Origin of the sequence: Arthrobacter sp. LAR12-1-1.1 (assembly GCF_040676555.1) — a bacterium.
Classification (GTDB): Bacteria; Actinomycetota; Actinomycetes; order Actinomycetales; family Micrococcaceae; genus Arthrobacter.
In genome coordinates this window covers 140,823-160,716 of record NZ_JBEGIG010000012.1, presented here as the reverse complement: position 1 = coordinate 160,716, position 19,894 = coordinate 140,823, and the positions used below count along the sequence as shown (strand labels likewise).

At 68.2% G+C, this 19,894-nt stretch carries 16 protein-coding genes and 1 pseudogene; 4 read left to right on the top strand and 13 right to left on the bottom strand.

What is annotated here, in order from left to right; all coding sequences use genetic code 11:
• Positions 1–2 precede the first annotated feature (2 nt).
• The 8 genes from menD to MRBLAR12_RS08745 form a co-directional block, all read right to left on the bottom strand.
• The gene (gene menD, locus MRBLAR12_RS08780) at positions 3–1,736 is read right to left on the bottom strand and encodes a 2-succinyl-5-enolpyruvyl-6-hydroxy-3-cyclohexene-1-carboxylic-acid synthase (RefSeq protein ID WP_364745277.1); all 1,734 of its coding nucleotides are present in this window, start codon (positions 1,734–1,736) and stop codon (positions 3–5) included.
• Complete coding sequence (gene argS / locus MRBLAR12_RS08775; protein ID WP_364745274.1) at positions 1,733–3,589, bottom strand: arginine--tRNA ligase; 1,857 nt, start codon at positions 3,587–3,589, stop codon at positions 1,733–1,735. Before argS ends, menD begins: the two co-directional genes overlap by 4 nt.
• A gap of 119 nt (positions 3,590–3,708) precedes the next feature.
• Positions 3,709–5,463 carry a multicopper oxidase family protein gene (locus tag MRBLAR12_RS08770; protein WP_364745271.1) on the bottom strand — a complete coding sequence of 585 codons (1,755 nt, stop codon included), beginning with the start codon at positions 5,461–5,463 and terminating at the stop codon, positions 3,709–3,711.
• Between the two features lie 283 nt (positions 5,464–5,746).
• Positions 5,747–7,831 (bottom strand): PhoX family protein, encoded by a 2,085-nt coding sequence (locus tag MRBLAR12_RS08765; protein ID WP_364745268.1) that lies wholly within the window; start codon positions 7,829–7,831, stop codon positions 5,747–5,749.
• Between the two features lie 139 nt (positions 7,832–7,970).
• Entirely contained in the window at positions 7,971–8,498 is a 528-nt protein-coding gene (locus MRBLAR12_RS08760; RefSeq protein ID WP_229995324.1) for a MarR family winged helix-turn-helix transcriptional regulator, read from the bottom strand.
• Between the two features lie 79 nt (positions 8,499–8,577).
• Positions 8,578–9,513 (bottom strand): o-succinylbenzoate synthase, encoded by a 936-nt coding sequence (locus tag MRBLAR12_RS08755; protein WP_414645496.1) that lies wholly within the window; start codon positions 9,511–9,513, stop codon positions 8,578–8,580.
• Between the two features lie 292 nt (positions 9,514–9,805).
• Complete coding sequence (locus tag MRBLAR12_RS08750; protein WP_364745262.1) at positions 9,806–10,600, bottom strand: class E sortase; 795 nt, start codon at positions 10,598–10,600, stop codon at positions 9,806–9,808.
• 14 nt (positions 10,601–10,614) lie between these two features.
• On the bottom strand, positions 10,615–11,136 hold the full coding sequence (locus tag MRBLAR12_RS08745; protein WP_364745259.1) for a DUF6993 domain-containing protein: 522 nt from the start codon (positions 11,134–11,136) through the stop codon (positions 10,615–10,617).
• Between the two features lie 356 nt (positions 11,137–11,492).
• On the opposite strand from MRBLAR12_RS08745, the gene MRBLAR12_RS08740 reads away from it, so the two are divergent.
• Complete coding sequence (locus tag MRBLAR12_RS08740; protein WP_364745256.1) at positions 11,493–12,515, top strand: phosphatase PAP2 family protein; 1,023 nt, start codon at positions 11,493–11,495, stop codon at positions 12,513–12,515.
• A 127-nt stretch (positions 12,516–12,642) separates the two neighbouring features.
• Here MRBLAR12_RS08740 and MRBLAR12_RS08735 read toward each other — a convergent pair whose 3' ends face one another.
• A complete protein-coding gene (locus MRBLAR12_RS08735; RefSeq protein WP_364745253.1) occupies positions 12,643–13,257 on the bottom strand; it encodes a TetR/AcrR family transcriptional regulator in 615 nt (204 codons plus the stop codon).
• Between the two features lie 81 nt (positions 13,258–13,338).
• Between MRBLAR12_RS08735 and MRBLAR12_RS08730 the strand changes: the two genes are divergently transcribed.
• Positions 13,339–14,430 carry a flavin-containing monooxygenase gene (locus MRBLAR12_RS08730; RefSeq protein WP_364745250.1) on the top strand — a complete coding sequence of 364 codons (1,092 nt, stop codon included), beginning with the start codon at positions 13,339–13,341 and terminating at the stop codon, positions 14,428–14,430.
• Here the strand turns inward: MRBLAR12_RS08730 and MRBLAR12_RS08725 are convergent.
• From MRBLAR12_RS08725 to MRBLAR12_RS08720, 3 genes and pseudogenes are all read right to left on the bottom strand, one after another.
• The gene (locus MRBLAR12_RS08725; RefSeq protein WP_364745247.1) at positions 14,408–15,622 is read right to left on the bottom strand and encodes an MFS transporter; all 1,215 of its coding nucleotides are present in this window, start codon (positions 15,620–15,622) and stop codon (positions 14,408–14,410) included. The genes MRBLAR12_RS08730 and MRBLAR12_RS08725 overlap by 23 nt on opposite strands.
• A gap of 763 nt (positions 15,623–16,385) precedes the next feature.
• A pseudogene (locus MRBLAR12_RS23725) lies at positions 16,386–16,484 on the bottom strand (2-oxo acid dehydrogenase subunit E2); the annotation flags it as partial.
• Positions 16,485–16,487: 3 nt separating this feature from the next.
• Positions 16,488–17,222, bottom strand: a complete 735-nt coding sequence (locus tag MRBLAR12_RS08720) for a GAF and ANTAR domain-containing protein (protein ID WP_364745244.1) — start codon at positions 17,220–17,222, stop codon at positions 16,488–16,490.
• Between the two features lie 115 nt (positions 17,223–17,337).
• Here MRBLAR12_RS08720 and MRBLAR12_RS08715 point away from each other — a divergent pair, with 115 nt between their 5' ends.
• Both MRBLAR12_RS08715 and MRBLAR12_RS08710 read left to right on the top strand, forming a co-directional pair.
• On the top strand, positions 17,338–17,634 hold the full coding sequence (locus tag MRBLAR12_RS08715; RefSeq protein WP_364745241.1) for a PqqD family protein: 297 nt from the start codon (positions 17,338–17,340) through the stop codon (positions 17,632–17,634).
• Positions 17,634–18,545 carry a nucleotidyltransferase family protein gene (locus MRBLAR12_RS08710; RefSeq protein WP_364745238.1) on the top strand — a complete coding sequence of 304 codons (912 nt, stop codon included), beginning with the start codon at positions 17,634–17,636 and terminating at the stop codon, positions 18,543–18,545. The genes MRBLAR12_RS08715 and MRBLAR12_RS08710 overlap by 1 nt, the downstream gene beginning before the upstream one ends.
• Here MRBLAR12_RS08710 and MRBLAR12_RS08705 read toward each other — a convergent pair.
• A complete protein-coding gene (locus tag MRBLAR12_RS08705; protein ID WP_364745236.1) occupies positions 18,542–19,819 on the bottom strand; it encodes a MinD/ParA family ATP-binding protein in 1,278 nt (425 codons plus the stop codon). The genes MRBLAR12_RS08710 and MRBLAR12_RS08705 overlap by 4 nt on opposite strands.
• Positions 19,820–19,894: the final 75 nt, after the last annotated feature.

Sequence of the window (19,894 nt, the reverse complement as noted above, 5' to 3'; positions counted from 1 at the left end):
CGTCAGGTCTGCGGGAGGCCTTCCACGGCGGTGGCCACCGCGGCCCGGATGGCGCGGTGCAGTTCCCCGAGCCGGTGCCGGTCCGTGCGCACTTCGATGATGCTGCGGCCCTCGAGCGGCCCGGACAGCGCCTCGGCGAGTTCCGCCGTCGTGCCGACCCGGCGGTGCTTGACGCCGTAGGCCGCGGCCAGCGCGGCGAGGTCCACCCGGTGCGGGGTGGCGAAGAGGCGTTCGACGGCGGTGCCGTAGCGCCCCGCCGCGGCGACTGCGCCGTGCTCCAGGAGCCCGAAAATGGCACCGCCGGCGTCGTTGAGCACCACGATCCGCAGTTGCGGTTCGGCTTCCCCGGCGCCGAGCAGGAGTCCCCCGGCGTCGTGCAGGAACGTCACGTCCCCCATGAGCACGGTGGTTTCCTGGCCCCCGCCCAGCGCGATCCCGGTGGCGGTGGACGTGGTGCCGTCGATCCCGGCCAGACCGCGGTTGGCGAACATGATGGCCTGCGGTTCCGCGGGGGGCGCCCCGGCGAGGTCGACGTCGCGGATCCCGTTCGAGGAGCCCAGTACCAGCTGCCCGCGCGCGTGTTTCCAGACTTCTGCGCCCGCCGACGGGCCGGTCGCTGCGGGGGACGCGGCCAGGATCAGGTCCACGGCGTGCTGGGCGGCGGCTCCAGCCAGCAGCCAGGCATCGAGCCACGCGGCAGCCCCGCGGCCGGCGAACTCCGCCAGGTCCGCCAGGGTTTCCAGCGGCAGTTCGGTGCGGCGGCCCGGTTCGTACCAGGCCACCGGAACCGGCTGGTACAGGGCAGAGGGGACGTCGGCCCGCTCCAGCAGCGCGCTCACCGGCCGGGAGAGCGTTGGCCGGCCGAAGAGCACCACACGTTCGATCGGCTGTGCCGAGTCCGGGCCGAAGTGCTCGATCAGCAGCCGGTAGGGCCCCACGGCATTCGGGCCGAAGCGGGCGTTGGAGGACGGCTCGGCCAGCAGCGGCAGGCCGTGAGCGCGGGCAAAGGCCTCGGCGACCGGACCGGCGTCGTGCCCGGCCAGCACCACGGTGCGCCGCTCCGGCAGGGCCGTTGACGCGGCCGGAAAGTCCAGTGCCAGGGGGTTCCGCACGGCACGGTACATGCCGCGTCCGGCCGCCGCGGGCAGTCGGTCGTCCGCGGCCGGGACCAGCGGGTCGCGGAAGGCAAGGTTCACCTGCACCGGCCCGGGAGGCGCGTCCTCGAAGGCTCCGGTGGCGGCGCTGAGGGCCGTGTCCACGGCGCGCTGCGGATCGCTGCCCGCGGGCACGTCGACGGCGAAGCGGACGTGTTCGCCAAAAAGGTCCAGCTGCACGGTGGTCTGGTTGGCACCGGTCCCCCGCAGTTCCTCGGGCCGGTCGGCGGAGATGACCACGAGCGGCACCGCGGCGTGGTTGGCCTCCATGACGGCCGGCAGGAGGTTGCCGACGGCGGTCCCGGACGTGGTGAGGACGGCGGCGGGGGCTCCGGCGGACAGGGCGAGGCCGAGGGCCGTGAAGCCGGCCGAGCGCTCGTCGATCCGGACCAGCAGCTCCACGCGTCCGGCGGCCTCGGCCTCGGCCAGGGCGTAGGCCATGGGCGCCGAGCGTGACCCCGGGGACACCACCATCTGGCGCACACCGGCGGCGAGCAACGTGTCGACGGCGATGCGCGCCGCCTCCACCGCCGTCAGTCCGCCGGGGGTGGACGAGGCGGCAGCGGCATCCCCCGGACTCACATGTTCTCCGGCGTTTCGATGCCCAGCAGCTCCAGGCCGCCGGAGAGGCGGCGCAGCACCAGCGCGCACAGGGCCAGCCGCGAGTCCCGGACGGATTCCTCGGCCTTGAGCACCGGGCACTGGTCGTAGAAGGTCGTGAACAGCTGCGCGAGCTCAAAGAGGTAGCCGCAGAGCCGGTGCGGCTCGAGCGCGTCCCGGACCTTGTTCAGCGTCGCGTCGAACTCCAGCAGGTGCAGGGCCAGCGCGCGTTCTGCGGGTTCGACGACGGCGATCGCCGTGGCGGGCCCGCCCTCCCCGGCTGCCGCGAGGCCAGTTGCCTGGGTGCCGGCTGCCGCGATGCCAGTTGCCTGGGTGCCGGCCGGCGTGCCGGCGTCGGGGCCGCCGGTGAACTGCTCCAGCACCCCGGCTTTGCGCAGGATGGAGCGGATCCTGGCGGCGGCGTACTGCACGTAGGGTCCGGTGTTGCCGCTGAGGGCGAGCATGCGGTCGAAGTCGAAGACGTACTCGGTGTCGTGGCCGGTGGAGAGGTCCGCGTACTTGACGGCGCCGATGCCCACCTGCCGGGCGGTCACGGCACGTTCGTCCTCGCTGAGCTCGGGCCGGCTGGCGTCAATGACGGCGCGGGCGCGGTCCACGGCCTCCTCGAGCAGGGCCATGAGCTTCACCGGGGCGCCCGAACGGGATTTGAGGATCTTCCCGTCTTCGCCGAGCACGTTGCCGATCTGCACGTGAACGGCTTCGACGGTGTCCGGCAGCCAGCCGGCGTCCCGGGCGGTGGCCATGACCATCCGGAGGTGGACGTTCTGCGGGGCGCCGACGACGTAGAGGATCCGGTTGGCTTCCAGGTCGCGGACCCGGTAGCGGATGGTGGCGAGGTCCGTGGTGCCGTAGCCGTAGCCGCCGTCGGACTTGCGGATGATCAGCGGCAGCGGCTGCCCGTCGCGGCCGGTAAAGCCTGCGGGGAAGGTGCACAGGGCGCCGTCGCTGATCCGGGCGAGGCCGCGTTCCTCGAGTTCCTGGCACAGCTGTGCTAGATGCGCGTCGTAGGAGCTTTCGCCGGCGATGTGGTCATCGGTGAGGCTGATGCCCAGGGTGGAGTAGATGGCGTTGAAGTAACGCTTGGACTGGGCGACCAGCCGCTGCCAGACGGCGAAGGTCTCGGCGTCGCCGCCCTGCAGGGCAACGACGCGGAGCCGGGCCCGGGTGGCGAAGCCGTCCTCGTCGGTGGCGGAGGCGTCGAACTTGGCCCGCGCGGCCTGGTAGAACGCGCTGGGGTCCTCCACCAGCAGCGCCGCCTCCGGGGAGTCCTCGCCGATCTCCAGCCAGTGTTCGATCAGCATGCCGAACGGGGTGCCCCAGTCCCCGATGTGGTTCTGCCGGATCACGGTGTCGCCTAGGGCTTCGAGCACCTTGACGAGGCTGTCCCCCACCACGGTGGTGCGCAGGTGGCCGACGTGCATTTCCTTGGCGACGTTCGGGGAGGAATAGTCGACGACGACGCGCTGGGGCGTCGCGGCCGGCGTGACCGCGGTGGCCTTGGACGCGGCTTGGACCGACTCTGCATTGAGCAGTTCCTCGATCCACGTGCCGTCGAAGCTCAGGTTGATGAAGCCGGGCCCGGAGATTTCCACGCTGGTGCAGATGCCGTCCAGGTTCAGGGCGTCCACGATCTTCGCGGCGGCGTCGCGCGGCGGCAGGCCGGCCTTCTTGGCCAGGGCCATGGCGGCGTTGATCTGGATGTCGGCGAACTGGGAGGGCCTGACCACCGGGTCCGTGTGCCGGAACTCTTCGCCAAACGCGGTGGCAATTGCAGCCTGGACTCTGGGGACAACCAATTCGGCGGGATTATTCACACTGTTCAAATTATCAGTTCCGCCCCTCCCCCGACGCCCTGCCCCAGAAGCAACGCGGGGTCAGATATCCCGGATCTGACCCCGCGTTGCTGTGTGTGGACTACGGACAGGCGGGGTGCCTAGGCGATGACGTAGCGCTGCATCATGTCGTTATCCTCGTGCTCCAGGATGTGGCAGTGCCATACGTAAGGCCCGGTGAACGAGGTCTGGAAAGCGGTTACGGAGCCGCCAGCGTTCGCGCCGAAGGGTACAACGATTCGGGTGACCTCCCCCGGCATGGCGATGACGGTGTCCTTCCACCCCCGTTCGTTGGCGGGGGGCGCCGTCGGTCCGCCTCTCAGGAACGCGGCAACTGGTGGTGGCGGAAACGAACCGGAGTTGACAGCCACCGGTTGGGGCCCGTAATTGGCGGCCAGGTAGCCCGCAGAGTCGAATTTCTGCCTATTGAGCACCTGGAACTGGGTGAAGTGCAGGTGGATCGGGTGAGCGTCGACGGTGGTGTTGACCAGATCCCACTGTTCGAGGGTGTTTGTGCCGACCGTTGTGGTTGCGCCCGGGGCCTCAAAGGTCCTGTTGTTCAGCACCACCATGAGTGGAGAGCCCAAACTGTTGAGGTTTTCGACCAGCGTCATGGTCCGGATGGCTGCAACCGGCCGGGCCGCGGTGGCCAAGGGTGCGATGGGCACGGCGCGCAGAGTTGGGGGCAGCGGTGCTGTCCACCCGGGTGCACTTGTCACGGAGAACTGCATGATCTGAGAAAGGGGCAACCCGCCTCGCTTAGGTGCGCGCGGCCCTCCCGGGAACGGCGCGCGGGCGTCGTTGGTGAGAACGACCGTGGCGCCCGGCTTCAGCCCGGCGAAGTCGATCACGATGTCGGCCCGTTCACCGGGGCCGAGCAATAGCGTTTTTAGGGTAACGGGCGCGTTGAGCAGGCCACCATCCGAGCCGATCTGGAAGAACGTGCTGGCCCGGCCTGCGGACTTGAGATTGAGATTGTAGAAACGGGCATTCGACCCGTTGTAGACGCGGAACCGGTACTTGCCCCGGGCGACGTTAAGGTTTGGCCAAGCCTTGCCGTTGACCGTAGCTACGTCGCCAAAGAATTCGGGCGCCCACGGCCGGCCGGCTGTCCCGGGATTGACGTTGGGCGGGTAGAGGAAGGTGCCGTCGGCGTTGAACATACGATCCTGGATTACCAGCGGCTCCTCGAACGGCGCAGGTGGCAGACCGGTGGTGCCGTCGCCGGGGTCATCGCCGTTGCGAACAAGATAGCCGCTGGCAAGTCCCGCGAACACGTTTAGCCTGGTGATGCCCAGGGCATGGTCGTGATACCAGAGGCCGGCGGCCTCCTGCGTGTTCCCGTAATGGTAGGTCTTCGATGCGCCAGTGGCGAAGGTGTCGGTTGGGTCGCCGTCGTTGCCCGGGCTGGTGTTCCCGCCATGCAGGTGCACGGAGGCCCGTGGGCCGGTGGCGTCGGCGACGACGACGCCAGCCAGGTCGTAGTCGATGGCGGAAGCCAGCGGGTGAGCGCCGAGACTATTGACCACTGTCAGGTCGAACGGAACACCCTGCTTCGCCACGATGACGGGGCCAAGGTAGTTCTGCGAGACGGTACCGCCCCGGTAGGCAAACGTCGGTGTCGCGGCCATCGCACTGTGGAACTGATGAGTTGCATTGACCATCTCGATGGTTGCGCTGCCACCGCCGGTAGCATCGATCACGCCCAGGTTCGCCAGCGTCGGGAGTTGCTCGGTGAAAGGCGTGACCCCCGGCGGAACGGCCGCAGAGGCTGTCGATGTGATGACCGGCGCCAGTAGCAGACCTGCGCCCGCCGCAGCGCCGGCCTCAAACAGGGTTCTTCTTGTGATCTCCATGTCAGAAACGCTCCCCACCTAGTCCATCTACCGAACAAGTCGCAGACTACGGACAGAATCGTTGCACCACAGCAGTGGCGTGCACCCGAGTTTGGACGGACCCACACTTGGTTCGCCTTCGGAACCACTCGCTGTCAGGTGGCTTAAAGCAAACAGACGCTCCCTCACATCCCGCCGTCGAACTGCGGAACGTGAGGGAGCGTCGGCCCGGGACGCGCCAAACGTGCGTAGCGTCGTGCCGTTGCTGTGTTGTGGCGTCGAAGGCTCTGCAGCCTCAGAAACCCTAGGCGTCGGTGCGGAACACCTGGACCACGGACGGACGCGGGGCGCGCACCTGGCCGGGCTTCGGCGCCGCGCCGGCGGCGACGTAGTCCGGGAAGTAGGAGTGCTGTTCGGCGAACGTGCCTTCCTCGCCCGGGTGCTGAACGGCAACGAATACGGTGCGTTCGTCGTCGTGGATGACCGGGCCGCAGGTCTCGGCGTCGCGCGGGACGGCGAGGAACTGCTCCACCTTGCCCCGTTCTGCACCGTCCAGGGTCACCTTGAAGAGCCCGTCGGCGTAGCCGATGCTGGAGGGCGCGCCGTCCGTGGAGATCCACAGGTTGCCTACGGAATCGAAGGCCACGTTGTCCGGGCAGGAGATGGGTGAGACCTGGCTGGCGGGGAACCCGGCGAAGTAGGCGGTGGAGTTCTTGGCCGGATCGCCGCAGACCATGAGCAGGTTCCAGCCAAACGTGGTGGAAGTCTGGTCCCCGGTCTCGGTGATTTCGACGATGTGGCCGTCGCGGTTGAGCGTGCGGGGGTTGACCTCGGTGGCCCCTTCCTTGCCGGGCTTGCCGCGGTCCGCGTTGTTCGTGCAGACCACATAGACCTTGCCGGTGTGCAGGCTGGGCTGGACGTCTTCGCAGCGGTCCATCTTGGTGGGGCCCACCTTGTCGGCGGCGAGGCGGGTGTACACGAGCACCTCTTCCACGGACATCCCGGCCACCTTGGACTGTCCGCCGACCACGAGGGGCAGCCAAACACCTGCGCCGTCGAAGGCTCCGTCGGCCGGAAGTTTGCCCGCGCCGTCGAACCCGGCGGCCGGGGAATTGCCCGTGAACTTGGCGACGTACAGGTCACCCTCCGAAAGGAGGGTCAGGTTGTGCGCGCGGTCGCCTTCCCGGTACTGATCCCTGGAGACGAACTTGTACAGGTAGTCGAAGCGCTCGTCGTCGCCCATGTAGGCCACCACGTGGCCGGACTTGGCGACGATCACGTTGGCGCCCTCGTGCTTGAAGCGGCCCATCGCGGAGTGTTTGCGGGGCGTGGAGGAGGGGTCGAACGGGTCCACTTCCACGATCCAGCCGAAGCGGTTGGCCTCGTTCTCGTAGCCGGGGTTGCGGGTGTCGAAGCGCGGGTCATCCTGTTCCCACTGGCGGGCGGTGGGCTTGCTGGTCAGGCCGTAGCGCTTGTCGGCGTCAGAGGTTCCGGGCGCGGCGAAGTAGCCGTTGAAGTTTTCCTCGCCGGAGAGGATGGTGCCCCACGGGGTGGTGCCGCCGGAGCAGTTGCCCAGCGTGCCCTTGATGGCCCGGCCGGAGGGATCGGCGGCGGTCTTCAGCAGCGCGGATCCGGCGGCCGGACCGTCGAGCTCGTAAGTGGTGTCGGTCAGGAAGCGGCGGTTCAGTCCGGCGCCCTGGACGTAGCGCCAGGGCTGGTTCGTGTCCGCGCGCTCCAGCTCGACCACCGTGAGGCCGTGGGCTGCACGGCCGATTGCGCGGGTCTCGGCGGCGTCGAATCCGGCCGGGAGCATGATGGACTCGTTGGTGTATTCGTGGTTGGTGAAGAGCACGGCCCGGCGGTCCTTGGAGCCAGCGATCGGCAGGATGTCCGTGTAGTCGTTGTTGTAGCCGAACTGGCGGGCCTGCGCCGCGGCGCTCTGGCGGTCCAGGTCGAAGGCCGGCGAGTCCTTGAAGAGCGGGTCGCCCCAGCGGATGACCGGCTGCCAGGTGTACCCGGCCGGGACGGTGAACTGGTCCACGGCGGCGTCCACCGGAGCGATGGCGGTGAACTGCAGCTTGGATTTGCCAAACCCTTCCTTGGCGGCAGCGGCGAGGCCGGGGCCGCCGTCGGCGGCTGCGGGTCCGGCAGATGTCACCGCGTTGCCGAAGGCGACGGCGAGCGCGCCGGCGGCGCCGAAGCCCAGGGCGGCGCGGCGGGACATCGTGGCGGAGGCGATGTCACGGAAGTAGCTGTTGGTGCTGGTGTTGCAGACCTCGCCCGAGCAGGCGTTGTCGCACTTCAGCGCGCAGGTCACGGGGCTTCGCTTGCCTTTGGTGCGGCCAAGCATGGGGAGCAGGGAGAATGTGCGTCCGGAGGAGACAGACATGGAGAGACCTTCCATGGGGTGAGTTGCGGTCGCGCCCACCCTTCCAGCCGCGGTCTACCGAGAGACGTCTCCCAAATGAAGTCCAGGTGAACTCAGGGGACAAACTGAGGGAGCGTCACCGGCGAACTCCTGGTGGAGGCTAGCTGTCTGTCTCTTCCGGGGCGCTGGCGGCAGCCATCAGCCGCTGGCCAATGCCCTCGAGAAATTCGGCGATGTTCACAATGCTGCCTTCGGAGGATTCCTGGAGAAGGGCCGCGGCCGCCGCGGCGAAGTGGTCGTTGGCCCACTGCATCGCGTCGGTCCCCTCCGGGCTCAGGTGCAGCAGCACACTGCGCCGGTCCGTGGGGTTGGGCTTCCGCACCATGAAGCCCTTGGATTCCAGGCGGTCCACCATGGCCGTTACGGACCCGGTGGTGATGTTCAGCGCTTTACCGAGATCCTTGGGAGTGAGGCCGTCCACCTCGCCCACAAAGGCCATCGCGTTGATGTCGATCGTCCCGATCCCCAGATTCTCGGCCAGCCGGATACGGAGGGCATAGGTCCCCGTGTCGACCCGCCGCAGGCCTTGCACGATCCGGAGCAGCCCGTCCTTCTGGGCCACCATCTGGCCCTCCGCGCGCTTTGCCGTAGCCAGCGCGTCAACTTGCCGGGGTACCGAGGTGGTCATCACGAATCTTCCGCTCCAAAGCTATCTTCGGCGGCTACTTCGCCGCGTCCGCACCCACTTTACTCTCAAAGCATTGGCGTCACTGGCTTGCAGCCAGCTCCGCGTGGACCCGGCGCAGGCGCTCGAGCCACCAGTCGCGGCGCTCCGGCGCGGCCGCGTACTCCGCCAGCAGCTCCGGATCGGCGGCGACCTCGCGGACCCGGATGGCGCCGTCGACGGGAACCAGCGGGTCCCGGGTGACATCGGCGGCCAGCAGGGATACGGTCCCCAGCCCGCAGGCGTACGGCAGTTCGGGCAGCGCCGCGGCGAGCGCCAGTCCGGCGCGGATTCCCACGGAGGTGTCCAGCGCGGAGCTGACGACGGCGGGGAGCCCGGCTTGCGCCACGATGTCCAGCGCCCGTCTCACTCCCCCGAGCGGCGCCACTTTCACGACGATCAGGTCCGCTGCGCCGGCGCGGGCCACTTTGAGAGGATCGTCCTCTTTGCGCACGCTTTCGTCCGCGGCGATCAGCACCGGGATCCCGGCGGCCTGCAGCCGGCGGCGGACCTCGGCGAGGCCGGCGATGTCCGGCACGGGCTGTTCGGCGTATTCCAGCCCGACGCCGGCGAGCCGGGTCAGCGCCTCGACGGCGGCCGGGATGTCCCAGCCGCCGTTCGCATCCACCCGGATCGCGGCGTCCGGGAGTGCCTCGCGGACCGCGGCTACCCGTGCGGTGTCGTCGTCCAGGCTCTGCCCGGGCTCGGCCACCTTGATTTTGACGGCGTCCACCCGGCCGAAGCGGGCCAGGATTTCCGGGACCCGGTCCGCGGCGACGGCGGGAACCGTCGCGTTGACGCGGATGCTGGTCCGCAGGGGCTCGGGAAAGCCCTGCCAGCCGGCCTCGATCGCGGCGGCGAGCCAGCGGGACGCTTCCTGGTCGCCGTACTCCGGGAAGGGGCAGAATTCGCCCCAGCCCAGCGGGCCGTTCAGCAGCAGGGCTTCGCGCTGGAGGATGCCGCGGAACTTCACCCGCATCGGCAGGCTCACCACGTGGGCGCCGGCGAGGAGTTCCTCCAGCGCGGGGTGCCGATCGCGGGGTTCCTCCGGACGGCGCCGGGCCGGCGGCGGGGGAAACGGGTTTGTGCTCATGGTTGTGCCGCGCTCAGCTCTGCCCGACGGTTGCGTCGGTCAGATGCGTCACTTCAGCCATCCAGGGAAACACGAACTGGTCCAGGACAACCAGGACTCCCGCAAGGATCACCACGGACAGAATGATCTTCAGCCAAAGAGGCCCGGGCAGTTGCCGAAAAAGCCAAAGGTACACGGTCTAGCCCTTCCCCTGCAGCGCGGCGAGCTGCTTCGCGATGGGCGCCGGAGGCCCCGCGCTGAGCGGCTGCCATGAATCGAAAACGGAGTACGCGATGATGCGCTCCTGGGCACCAAAGCGCGGATTGCAGCTTGTCATGGTCAAAATCCGTTGCTGCGGCTCTGCGCCGGGCTGAGTCGGCACCGGCGCCAGCACATCGGTCCGGTCCGGCAGGACTATCTCCTGGTTCCGGAAAACGTAGGTGTAGAACCCGTCGGCGGTCTGGACATAGATCTTGTCCCCGGGCACCAGCGTGTGGATGTTGTCGAGCACCGCGCCGTGCGTCTGGCGGTGGCCTGCGACCGCAAAGTTCCCCAGGGCCCCCGGCATGGCCGTGCCCGGATAGCGGCCCAGACCGAGCGTGTCCAGGACGTCCTGGCTGGTGCCCTCGATGATCGGCCTGCTGTAGTCGGCTCCGAAACGGGGAATGTAGATGACCCCGATCGGCTGTCCGTGACCCGGCGATTTGCCGACCGGCACGGCGGCGGCTGCCGTGGTGTCCGCCGGTGCCGTGGCGGCCGGGTCATTCGTTGCGGGTGCCTGGTGCTCCTGCACGAACTGCTTCACGGCAGCCCCTTGGGCCGCGTCGGCTTCAACGTTGGTCCACCACAATTGCCAGGCGACGAAGAGCACGGCAATCACGCCGAGGGTGATCAGCAGCTCGCCCGCGACCTGGACGGCCAGCAGGGAACGACGCCGGCGGGTGCGTTTAGTTTCTTGCGCAACCGTGGCGCGGCGGTTCAGTACCTTTGACATGCCCCTCCTGGTGACTACCGCTGGACGCTGCCGACGAAGCATCGCCCGTTCGGAAGAACCGGCAAGACTGACGATTCCACAGTTCCGGACCGGAGCTGCGCCATCACACAGTCGGTACCGCTCAGCACGCCAACCTCGACGGCGTCGGCGGCCAGTCCCGTGGGCGTACGGGACGCTGAAACCTCCACAGCGGCCGGGGCAAAGCCGGCCGCGGAAAGGCTCTTGCGGATTTGCTCCCGGCTCGGCTGCGGCGATGACGCGAGCAGGGTCTGCAGGGCCGCTTCCACAGCACGAGGAACACCGGAGGCAGCAGCAGTTGCGGAACCGGACGGCGACGTCGCCGCCGTTACCTGGGACGGGACAGCCGATGCCATCTCAGCCGATGCCGGCGCCTCGCTCACCGAGCCGGAGGGCGTACCCGGAGAAGGGGCAGAGCACGCAGACATACCCATCAGCAGCGGCAAAACCGCCACAGCCAGCCCCACGTACCGGCGGCCGCGTGGGCGGCGGAGCTGGGCGGGGTCGCGGGAAGTCACCGGAACATCCTCCCATACCGGGTCTGGCTCCAGGCGACCGACGCGGCCGCAGGCTGGGCGCCGGCAAGGAGTTGTTCATCGACCCCAGGCAGGGATGCGGCTGCGCGTCTCCGGGGTCCTTGATTGGGCCGGCGTCAACTGGGGGTGAGTTTCCTGGACCAGGAAACTCGTCTCAGCCGGCCCCGCTCAAGGAGCGTATTGCCGGGGACGTGCCGCGCCGGCACTGTCGACTCTATGAAGCCTGTTCCTGCGCGGCACGAGTAGCGGGTACTCGGCTTTTTGTCCGGTCACTACTCCCCACGCCGCGCGCCGGGCCCATCAGGTGGCGTGCAGGGTTCTGTGGGAGCCTTAATGGCATGACTTTTCGGCAGGAACGCACCCCATGGGACCCGTCTGCCCGAGTCCCTGAGGCGCAGATCCCGGAAACGCAGGTCCTTAAGACTCAGGCGCCACCCACCCGGGCGCCAAAGACGCAGGCCGGCAGAACGCGTGATCCCCAGGCGGAGTGGTCCCCCGGCAAGGCCACGGCCGCCTTGTTCGTGCTGGCCACGCTTGCCTGTGCCGCTGCGCTGGCCGCCACCTACTTCTTCTTTGTCCGCACCACCACGGGACAGTTCATCGACGAATCGGCGCTGGTTGAAGCCGTGGAGCTCAGCGGCACGGCGGGCAAGGCCGCGACGAAGCTCCTCGACTGGCTGCCCGCCCTGTCCGTGGTGATCGCCACCGTGGTGGTGCTCTTTGTTACCATCCTGCGGCGGCGCTGGGCCGCGGCCGGGATCGCCGTGGCGGCCTGCGTGGGCGCCAACGTGGCCACCCAGATCCTCAAGGACCTCGTGCCCGTCCGGCCGTACCGCGGGGTCGAGACGCTGGAGCTGAACTCGCTGCCGTCCGGTCACACCACCATGGCCGCCTCGGCCGCGGCCGCCGTGTTCCTCATGGTCTCGCCGCGCTGGCGGCCGCTGGCAGGCTTCCTGGGCGGCAGCTTCGCCGTCGCCACCGGGGTGTCCACCCTCATCAACCAGTGGCACCGTCCGGCCGACGTCGTCGCGGCGTTCCTCGTGGTGGGCGCGTTCATGCTCCCGGCCGGCTGGCTGATCATCCGGACCGGCCCACACTGGAACGTCTGGGACGGTTACGGAGCGCACTGGGCGGCGGCACGGCTGTGGCTCGCGCTTCCGGTACTGGCGGGGCTCGCCTCCGCCGCGCTGGCCAGCTACTCGCTGCTGCAGACCGCGTCCGGCACCGGACCGGAAAGCAGCACCACCACGTACTTCTGGGCCGGGACCTCACTGATCGTGATCGCCGGCTACCTCGCCACCGTGGCCGGCATCTGGCTGTTCGGTCATGCGGCACGACGCCGGCGCGCGCCTCTGCGCTGAGCGCCCCATGTAGCCCCATGTAGCTCGCAGGTAAGGGCCGTTTTGACCCCCGGAAACGGCCCCTGCTGCCAGCCAGTTGGGTACCCGGTGAGCACCGGTTCACGGCACAGCCACGCGGGCGCAGTCATTAGGCGAGCGCGCCCGCCAGCGCTTTGGCGATCCACTCCCTGTAGGCCGGCACCGACCAGCCGGAGTCCTGCACCAGGGCCCGGTACACCTGGGGATGTCCCAGCGACCAGATGGCTGCAGCCCCCTCGGCGTCGGACATTCCGGAACTGAGGCCGCCGCGCGTCCGGACCGCCGCGGCAGCCTCTGCGTAGCGCCGGAGCCGCTGCTGCCCCCGGTCCTTCTCCAGCTGCGCCGCCGTGTCATCCACGGCTGCGGCCTGCGCAATGACCGTGTTGGTCCCGGCGGTGCGCGGATGAACCTCGACAAACCAGTCCGCCAGGACGGCGATCAGGGCGTTGAAGTCCGCGGCCTGCCGGGTGCGCTCCCGCATGAAGTCCAGGACGCCTGCCTGCCCCCCGGGCCCCGCAGCTGCCTTGTCCAGCACGGCCGAGAGCAGCGCGGCCTTGTTGCCCACCGAGTTGTAGACCGTCTGGACGGCCACACCGCTCTCGGCCGCGATCGCGTCGATCGTGGTGCGGACGTACCCTTCGGCGGCGAACAGCCGGCCGGCGGCGTCGACAATCACGTCCCGGGTGCCGGCAGCCTGGATCGTTCGCCGAGTCGTTTTTTCCATGAAATTAGACTACCAATCCACTCACTGGAACGGTATTCTAGTGACGAAGGCAGAGGGATTGCTCTAAGCAAGGAGCCGGCCATGAACCAGAACAATCAGCAGCTTGATGCCGTGGTGATCGGCGCGGGCCAGGCCGGGCTTGCTGCCGGCTACCACCTCACCCGGACGAAACTCCGATTCGAGATTCTCGAGAGCGCCCCGAGGGTGGGCGATATCTGGCGGCGGCGCTGGGACTCCCTGCGCCTGTTCACCCCCGCCCAGCACGACGGCCTCCCAGGTCTGCCGTTCCCCGGGGCGCGGAACACGTACCCGGACAAAGAGGAGTTCGCCGCCTTCCTCGAAAGCTACGCGGAGCGTTTCGGCCTCCCGGTTCGGACGGGCATCCGCGTGGAGCGCGTCACACCGGACGGTGCGGGGTTCGCCGTCGAAACCCGCACCGGCACCATGGGGGCGCGCAACGTCATCGTGGCCACCGGAGCAAACGCACTCCCCCGCATTCCGGACGCCGCATCCGGCCTGGACTCCACCATCCACCAACTCCACACCTCGCAATACCGCAGCCCGGCTGATATCCCGGCGGGCGACGTGCTGGTGGTGGGCGCCGGAACCTCTGGCTCGGAAATTGCCCTGGAGCTGTCGGCAAGCCACCGGGTGCTCCTCTCCGGCCGTCCCACCCCGCACATTCCCGATGTCCTGTTGCGCTACGCCGGCGAGGCCTATTGGCGGTTCATCCACTCGGTGCTGACGCTGGGCACGCCGGTCGGACGCAAGGTAGCGGCCAACTTCCATGAGCGTGGCGCACCCTTGATCCGGATCTCGCCGGCGGACCTTGACCGCGCCGGTGTGGTCCGGGTTCCGCGGCTGACCGGCACCGGGGACGGTCAACCCACCTTCGACGGCGGCGATTCCGTCGGCGTGCGGACCGTCATCTGGGCCACCGGCTACCGCCCGGACCTTGACTGGATCGACGGGCTGAAGCTGGCTGCGTCGGGCTGGCCGGAAACCGAACGGGGGGCTGTCCCCGGAACGCCGGGGCTGTACTTTGTCGGTATGCCGTTCCAGTACGCCCTCACCTCCGGCCTGATCGGCGGTGTGGACCGGGACGCCGCCTACGTGGTTGACCAGGTGGTGCAGCGCCTTCCGGCAGCGGTCAGTAGTTCCGGCGGTGTTTGAGCCGGGGAATGGTCACGGCGAAGACCGCGGCGGCTGCGAAGCCAATCACGCCGGTGGCGGCCACCCCCGCCCCGAGCGAGGCCACGGCGGTCACGCCGGAGAGCAGCACCGGACCTCCGGTGGCCCCGGCGTCGGCCATGAACCGCCAGATGCCCAGGAACTGGCCGCGGCCGTTGTCGGGTGAGAAGTCGGCCCCCAGCGTCATGTTCAGGCCCGAACTGATGCCGTTGCCGAAGCCGATCAGGAGGGCCGCGAGCAGCAGGCCCGCGAAGCCGGTGCTGAGCGGGATCAGCAGCATCGCCGTGCCCATGATGAGGGTCGAGGGTATCGCCACCCATTGCCGGCCCTTGCGGTCCATCAGCTTGCCGGCCGGATAAAAGACCAGCATGTCGATGGCGCCGGACAGCCCGTAGATCAGCGATGCCTGCGTGGCGTCCATCCCGAGGTGCTCGGCCCAGAGCGGGATCACCACCTGCCGGGACGCACGCAGCGCACTGAGCAGCAGCACCCCCATGCCGACGGTCAGGAAAACCCCGGCGTGGGACACGGCGACGCTGCGCAGCGTCGCCTGCTGGACGGGGACGCCGTCGTCCGCTGCGGGCGTGGCCACGAGGTCCGGGATGGTCACCGACAAGAGGGCGGCCGCGGTCATGGCGACGACGCCTACCCAGTAGGCGCCGGTGATGCCGGCGAACTGCATCACGGCTGCGCCGATGAAGGGTCCGATGAAGATGCCGATCCGGTTGACGCCGCCGAGCGTGGACAGGGCCCGTGCCCGGAGGATCACGGGCACCGCCTCGGTCAGGTACTTCTGCCGGGCCAGACTGAAGACGCTCGCGGCCATGCCGACCACCACCATGGCCGCCGCGAGCAGCCACAGCCCTTCCGGCACTAGCGGAGCCAGTGCCGCGGCGGCGAGGGCGACGGCGCTGGCCGCCGCCGCCCCGACGATGGCCCAGCGTTCGCCGAACTTCAGGGTGATGAGAGAGGCGGGGAGATTGAAGAACCAGGAGCCCAGACCGATCAGGGTGACCACCAGCGCGGCGACGGCCACCGAGGCGCCGAGGTCACGGGCGGACAGTGCCACCACGGGCAGGATGGCGCCCTCGCCGATGCAGAACAGCAGGGCCGGGCCGAAGGCGGGGACGGCGATGCTGCGGAGGCTGAAGGGTGCGGTCTGTGTGGTGGTCATCCCCTTCATCCTAGGGCGGCCGGGGGGCCGGGGAGCTCAGGCGTCGAAGTGCGTGTGGACTTCCACACTGGCTATACCATCCAGGTAACGCCGATCTCAAAACCAACAATATTGCCCGTATTTCTTGAAGGGCGCAGACGCCATGCCGTCTGGCCCTGCGCGGCGTCGTCACGCACGAAGAACGAGCCGTACCACGAGAACCGCATCTCGAAACCGGCCCAATTTGGCCAAGTCTGGCCTATGGACTCGCATGTATTCCCAAGTCTCCCAGCATGCGCGCGAGCAAAAGTCAGTAGTAAATTGTCGCCGGCGGAGCGATACTCGACAGTGCTTACACCGCGGGCTGGGTGCGAACAATCGACGTTGCGTGGAAAACATAGGTCCTCCCGAAAATCTCTCACTTACCGATGCCGCGCGGCCTTGATTCAGGTTAGATATCAGATCCTGGGAACGGACCAGTATGTGATACCTGTTTTTGAAGCTTGAGTCACTCGCTAATACTCACGGGCTGCTCCGGCACCGGCGGTCCGGCGGGCCTACGAAGAAGAGTTAGCGGAGGACGTGGGCAGCAACTGCGCCGCTGCAGAAGCGGCCGTCGAAGCATAACGCCAGGCCAGTCGATGTCCTGATGGCAACCTTCCGGTGGCCACCCTGCCGGCCCCCTCATCGCGTCGGTGGAGCCATCCCGAAGTCGTGGCCAGGGTGTAAGTCTGCAAGCGTTGAACGGGCTATGGGGCCCGAGGCCGCGACAGCAGTGGCCATGATTTGCCAGCACCGAACCCGGATTCTCGCTCGCGTCGGTCACGAAGCGCAGGAATCCGCCGGCCGTTCCACCATCGCAGACACGGTGGTCGAAGGTGAGCGCTCAGGCGTCGAAGTGCGTGTGGACTTCCCCGCTGGTGAGATTCCGCAGGACTTCGGCCGCGACGTCGCGGAGCTTCTGGTTCCGGTTGCTGGACACCCGGGTCAGGATGCCCATGGCCTCGTCCTGGGAGCAGCGGTTCTGGGCCATGACGACGCCGCAGGCCAGGTCGATGGACGTGCGGTGCTCCATGGCGGCCTGCAGGTCCTCGGCCCGGGACTGCGCGGTGCCGATCCGGACGGCCAAGCGGAGGGACCGGCCCGCGAGGTCGGCAAAGCCGGAGGCCTCGGTGATGATTGCCTCGGTGAAAATCCCGGTGTCAGAGCCGAAGAAGTTCAGGGCGGCGGCCGCGTCCTCGCCGATTTCCAGGGGTACGCCGAGGGTGCTGCGGCAGCCATGGGCCGCGAGCTGCCGCTGGTACTCCGGCCAGCGCGGATCGGTATCGACGTCGGCCAGCAGGCCCACGGATTTGGTCCGCAGTGCGGCGATGCACGGGCCGTCCCCGAGGCTCTGCTCGATGCGGTCCAGGATGACAGCCCGGGGGCTGCTCCCCGCCACCGTCATGGTCTTCTTCCGGCGCTGCAGCGTCACGCCGCATTCGATCTCCGCGCCGGCGGCCTGGCTGAGTGTGGCGGCCGAGAATTCAGCGAGGCGGCCCAGGAAGTCCTCGACGTTCTCTGTTCCCATCAGGAGGTCCTGCAGTTGCAGGGCGGCTTCGTCCCCGGCGTTGTTGGTCATGCCTAAATCTAAGTCGGTCACCGGCGCGAAACAACTTGCCTGCTGCGCGGTAGCATGAAGCCTTGCGAAGGCCCGCGTGATGCTTCATGGCCTCTCTAGTGTCGGCGGAGGTCTCATGACTGAACAGGTATGGCGCGTCAGTTCCGATGTCGCCTGCGTCCAAAGTGCCGACGGCGATCGCGTTGCCGTCCTGCATCTTGAGCAACACGTGCCGTTCATCCTGGCCGGGACGGCTGCCTCGGTGTGGAACGGGCTGGACGGGACCAGGACCGAGAAGGAGCTCATCGAGTTCCTTGCCCGCGAATACGCCACTGAGGCCGGGACCATCCACGGGGATGTGATGGGCTTGATCCACACCTTGAGCAGCACCGGAACGATCACTTCGTCTCCTCGAGACGAAGGTGCCAGCTGATGGGCGGCGCAGAGCCCCTGCACCAAGATGAAGCCGTCCTCTTGGCCACAGCCCTCGTGGACCACGTGGCAGCATCATCCGGTCTCAACGTGTTGTTCATCAAAGGCCCAGCCGCCACCATGATGGGGATCCGCGGACATCACGTCTCCGCAGACGTGGACGTCCTGGTCCGCCCGGAGCATCTAGACGAAATGGTGGACCATCTGGGCGGGCGAGGCTGGCTCGAAAGGCCCTCCGGCGTGACAGTTGTTCGCCGGTACTCGCACTCCCGCACTCTCTATCATCCGCAGTGGAACTGCGATATCGACGTGCATGACAGATTTCCCGGGATGGAGGCCTCCCCCGGCAATGCCTTCGACACGCTTTGGCGCGACAGGCAATACCTGGTCATGGCGGCCAGGCCCGTGCCTGTTCCTTCCAAACCTGCGGCGGTGATATTTCAGGCGCTGCACAGCCTGCGCTCCATGGATGAGCCCCGCCATCAACGCGAGTACTCAGCGCTCCTCCATCGGGTGGACGTCACGATGCACCAGGACTTGGTGGACCTCAGTGCGGAACTGCAGGCGACGGCGGCGCTGCAGCCGCTCCTTGCCGACTTGGGTATAGCGGACATGCCAGCCTTGCAGGGAACTGTCAGTGAGGAGTGGCGCCACCGCACTTCCGTGCAGGGCCCCGGAACGGCCTACCTGGTCTCGCTCGTCGAAAGCCCCTGGAGGGTTAAGCCACTCGTGCTGGCCCGTGCGCTCTTTCCCTCGCGGCAAACATTGCGGGAGCGCGACCTCCATCTGGACGACTCGGTAGCCGGGCTCCTCCGGGCCCACGTTGCGCGCTGGCGCCGCGGGATGGCTGGCCTTCCGGCAGCAGCCCGGAAGATCAGGGATTCACGCCGCCGGCAGCGGTCCGCCGCTTAGACGTACCCGTCCACAATGGCGGCGGCAATCTCCCGATACGCGCGGCGCGTTTCCGGGCGGAGCACATCCAAGGTGACTAGGTCGCCGTCGGCCACTCCGCGGTCGTGCGGGACCGCGATCAGCTGGCGGCAGATGCCGGACAGGTGTTCCTCGATCGCGTCCTTGTCCACCCGCGTGGAGACCTCATCCTTGTCCGTGATGACCACGATCGCGTTGCGGGCCAGGTCCTGGTAGCCGTGGCTCGCCAGCCAGTGCAGGGTGCTGCGGGCCCGTTTGGCGCCGCTGACGGCGTAGCCGGCCGCGATGATCAGGTTGTCCGCCGATTGCAGGATGCCGCTCATGGCGTTGTGTGTCACGCCCGTGCCGCAGTCGATCAGTGCCACCGAGTAGTAAGCGGAGATGAGCTTGCGGATCCGCAGGTATTCCGCGGCCGTCAGTGAATCCGACACCTCGGGGTCCTGTTCGCCGGCAATCAGGTGGAGCCTGCCGGCATGGTGCATGTAGCGGGCCAGAGCGGTGAGGGAATCGACCGATTCAATGTTCTTGAGCAGGTCCGTGATGGTCCGCGGGCTCTGCTGCTGGTAGATGCCCTCGCCGAGGGCGCGCTCCACGAGGTCGCCGGAATCGGGGTTGGCGTCAATCGCGCACGGCGGATCGCCGCGGAACTCGGCCAGGGTCAGTCCGACGCCCACCGTGGTGGACGTCTTGCCGATGCCGCCCTTGAGGCTCAGGACGGCCGTGTTGTAGCTGCCCTGGAGCTGGCGGGAGATGCGCCGGGCGAGCTCGTCCTCTTCACGCTGCCGCGCGTTCGGGCCCAGGTTCAGCCCGCCGCCGGTCAGCTTGTAGAGGGCGCCGCGGAACCCGCCGACGGGCCGGGGCTTCTGCTCGCGGACGAACAGGCCGGGGGAACTGATGAAGTCAGGCACCGGGGCGTCGGCCAGAGCCGCTGACCGGTTGGCTGAACGCGTGGAGCGAGCCGGCTGCGCAGGCACGGCCGGAGCTGTTCCGGGGGCCTCGGGCAACGCCGCCGGCGCTCCGCCTGCGGGTGCACGTGTGGGTGCAGCGGGCGCATCCGCCGCGGCGGCCGCTTCTGCCCATGAACTGCTCGGGGCGGTACGTACAGATTGGGCGTCGGCTTCGTTGGGCGTGATGATCGGCATGGTTCCCGTCCAGGCATCGGAGCCGTCGCCGCGGCGGTCACGCCGGCGCCGGAGATCCGGCTGCCCTGCGTCCACCGTGTCGTTGGCAGTTTTGGTGTCCACCGGTTCGGACATGTTTGTTCCCCCCAGGGATCACAGCGCAGGCCGCTGCGTTGCTTGTTTGATTTGGTCCAACCAGCAAGTCTAGGC

Bases quoted from the DNA above. Each gene is read 5' to 3' on its own strand.
- MRBLAR12_RS08770 (WP_364745271.1), bottom strand. From the start codon at position 5,463: ATGGAGATCACAAGAAGAACCCTGTTTGAGGCCGGCGCTGCGGCGGGC.
- MRBLAR12_RS08765 (WP_364745268.1), bottom strand. From the start codon at position 7,831: ATGTCTGTCTCCTCCGGACGCACATTCTCCCTGCTCCCCATGCTTGGC.
- MRBLAR12_RS08760 (WP_229995324.1), bottom strand. From the start codon at position 8,498: ATGACCACCTCGGTACCCCGGCAAGTTGACGCGCTGGCTACGGCAAAG.
- MRBLAR12_RS08755 (WP_414645496.1), bottom strand. From the start codon at position 9,513: ATGCGGGTGAAGTTCCGCGGCATCCTCCAGCGCGAAGCCCTGCTGCTG.
- MRBLAR12_RS08750 (WP_364745262.1), bottom strand. From the start codon at position 10,600: ATGTCAAAGGTACTGAACCGCCGCGCCACGGTTGCGCAAGAAACTAAA.
- MRBLAR12_RS08740 (WP_364745256.1), top strand. From the start codon at position 11,493: ATGACTTTTCGGCAGGAACGCACCCCATGGGACCCGTCTGCCCGAGTC.
- MRBLAR12_RS08735 (WP_364745253.1), bottom strand. From the start codon at position 13,257: ATGGAAAAAACGACTCGGCGAACGATCCAGGCTGCCGGCACCCGGGAC.
- MRBLAR12_RS08730 (WP_364745250.1), top strand. From the start codon at position 13,339: ATGAACCAGAACAATCAGCAGCTTGATGCCGTGGTGATCGGCGCGGGC.
- MRBLAR12_RS08725 (WP_364745247.1), bottom strand. From the start codon at position 15,622: ATGACCACCACACAGACCGCACCCTTCAGCCTCCGCAGCATCGCCGTC.
- MRBLAR12_RS08720 (WP_364745244.1), bottom strand. From the start codon at position 17,222: ATGACCAACAACGCCGGGGACGAAGCCGCCCTGCAACTGCAGGACCTC.
- MRBLAR12_RS08715 (WP_364745241.1), top strand. From the start codon at position 17,338: ATGACTGAACAGGTATGGCGCGTCAGTTCCGATGTCGCCTGCGTCCAA.
- MRBLAR12_RS08710 (WP_364745238.1), top strand. From the start codon at position 17,634: ATGGGCGGCGCAGAGCCCCTGCACCAAGATGAAGCCGTCCTCTTGGCC.
- MRBLAR12_RS08705 (WP_364745236.1), bottom strand. From the start codon at position 19,819: ATGTCCGAACCGGTGGACACCAAAACTGCCAACGACACGGTGGACGCA.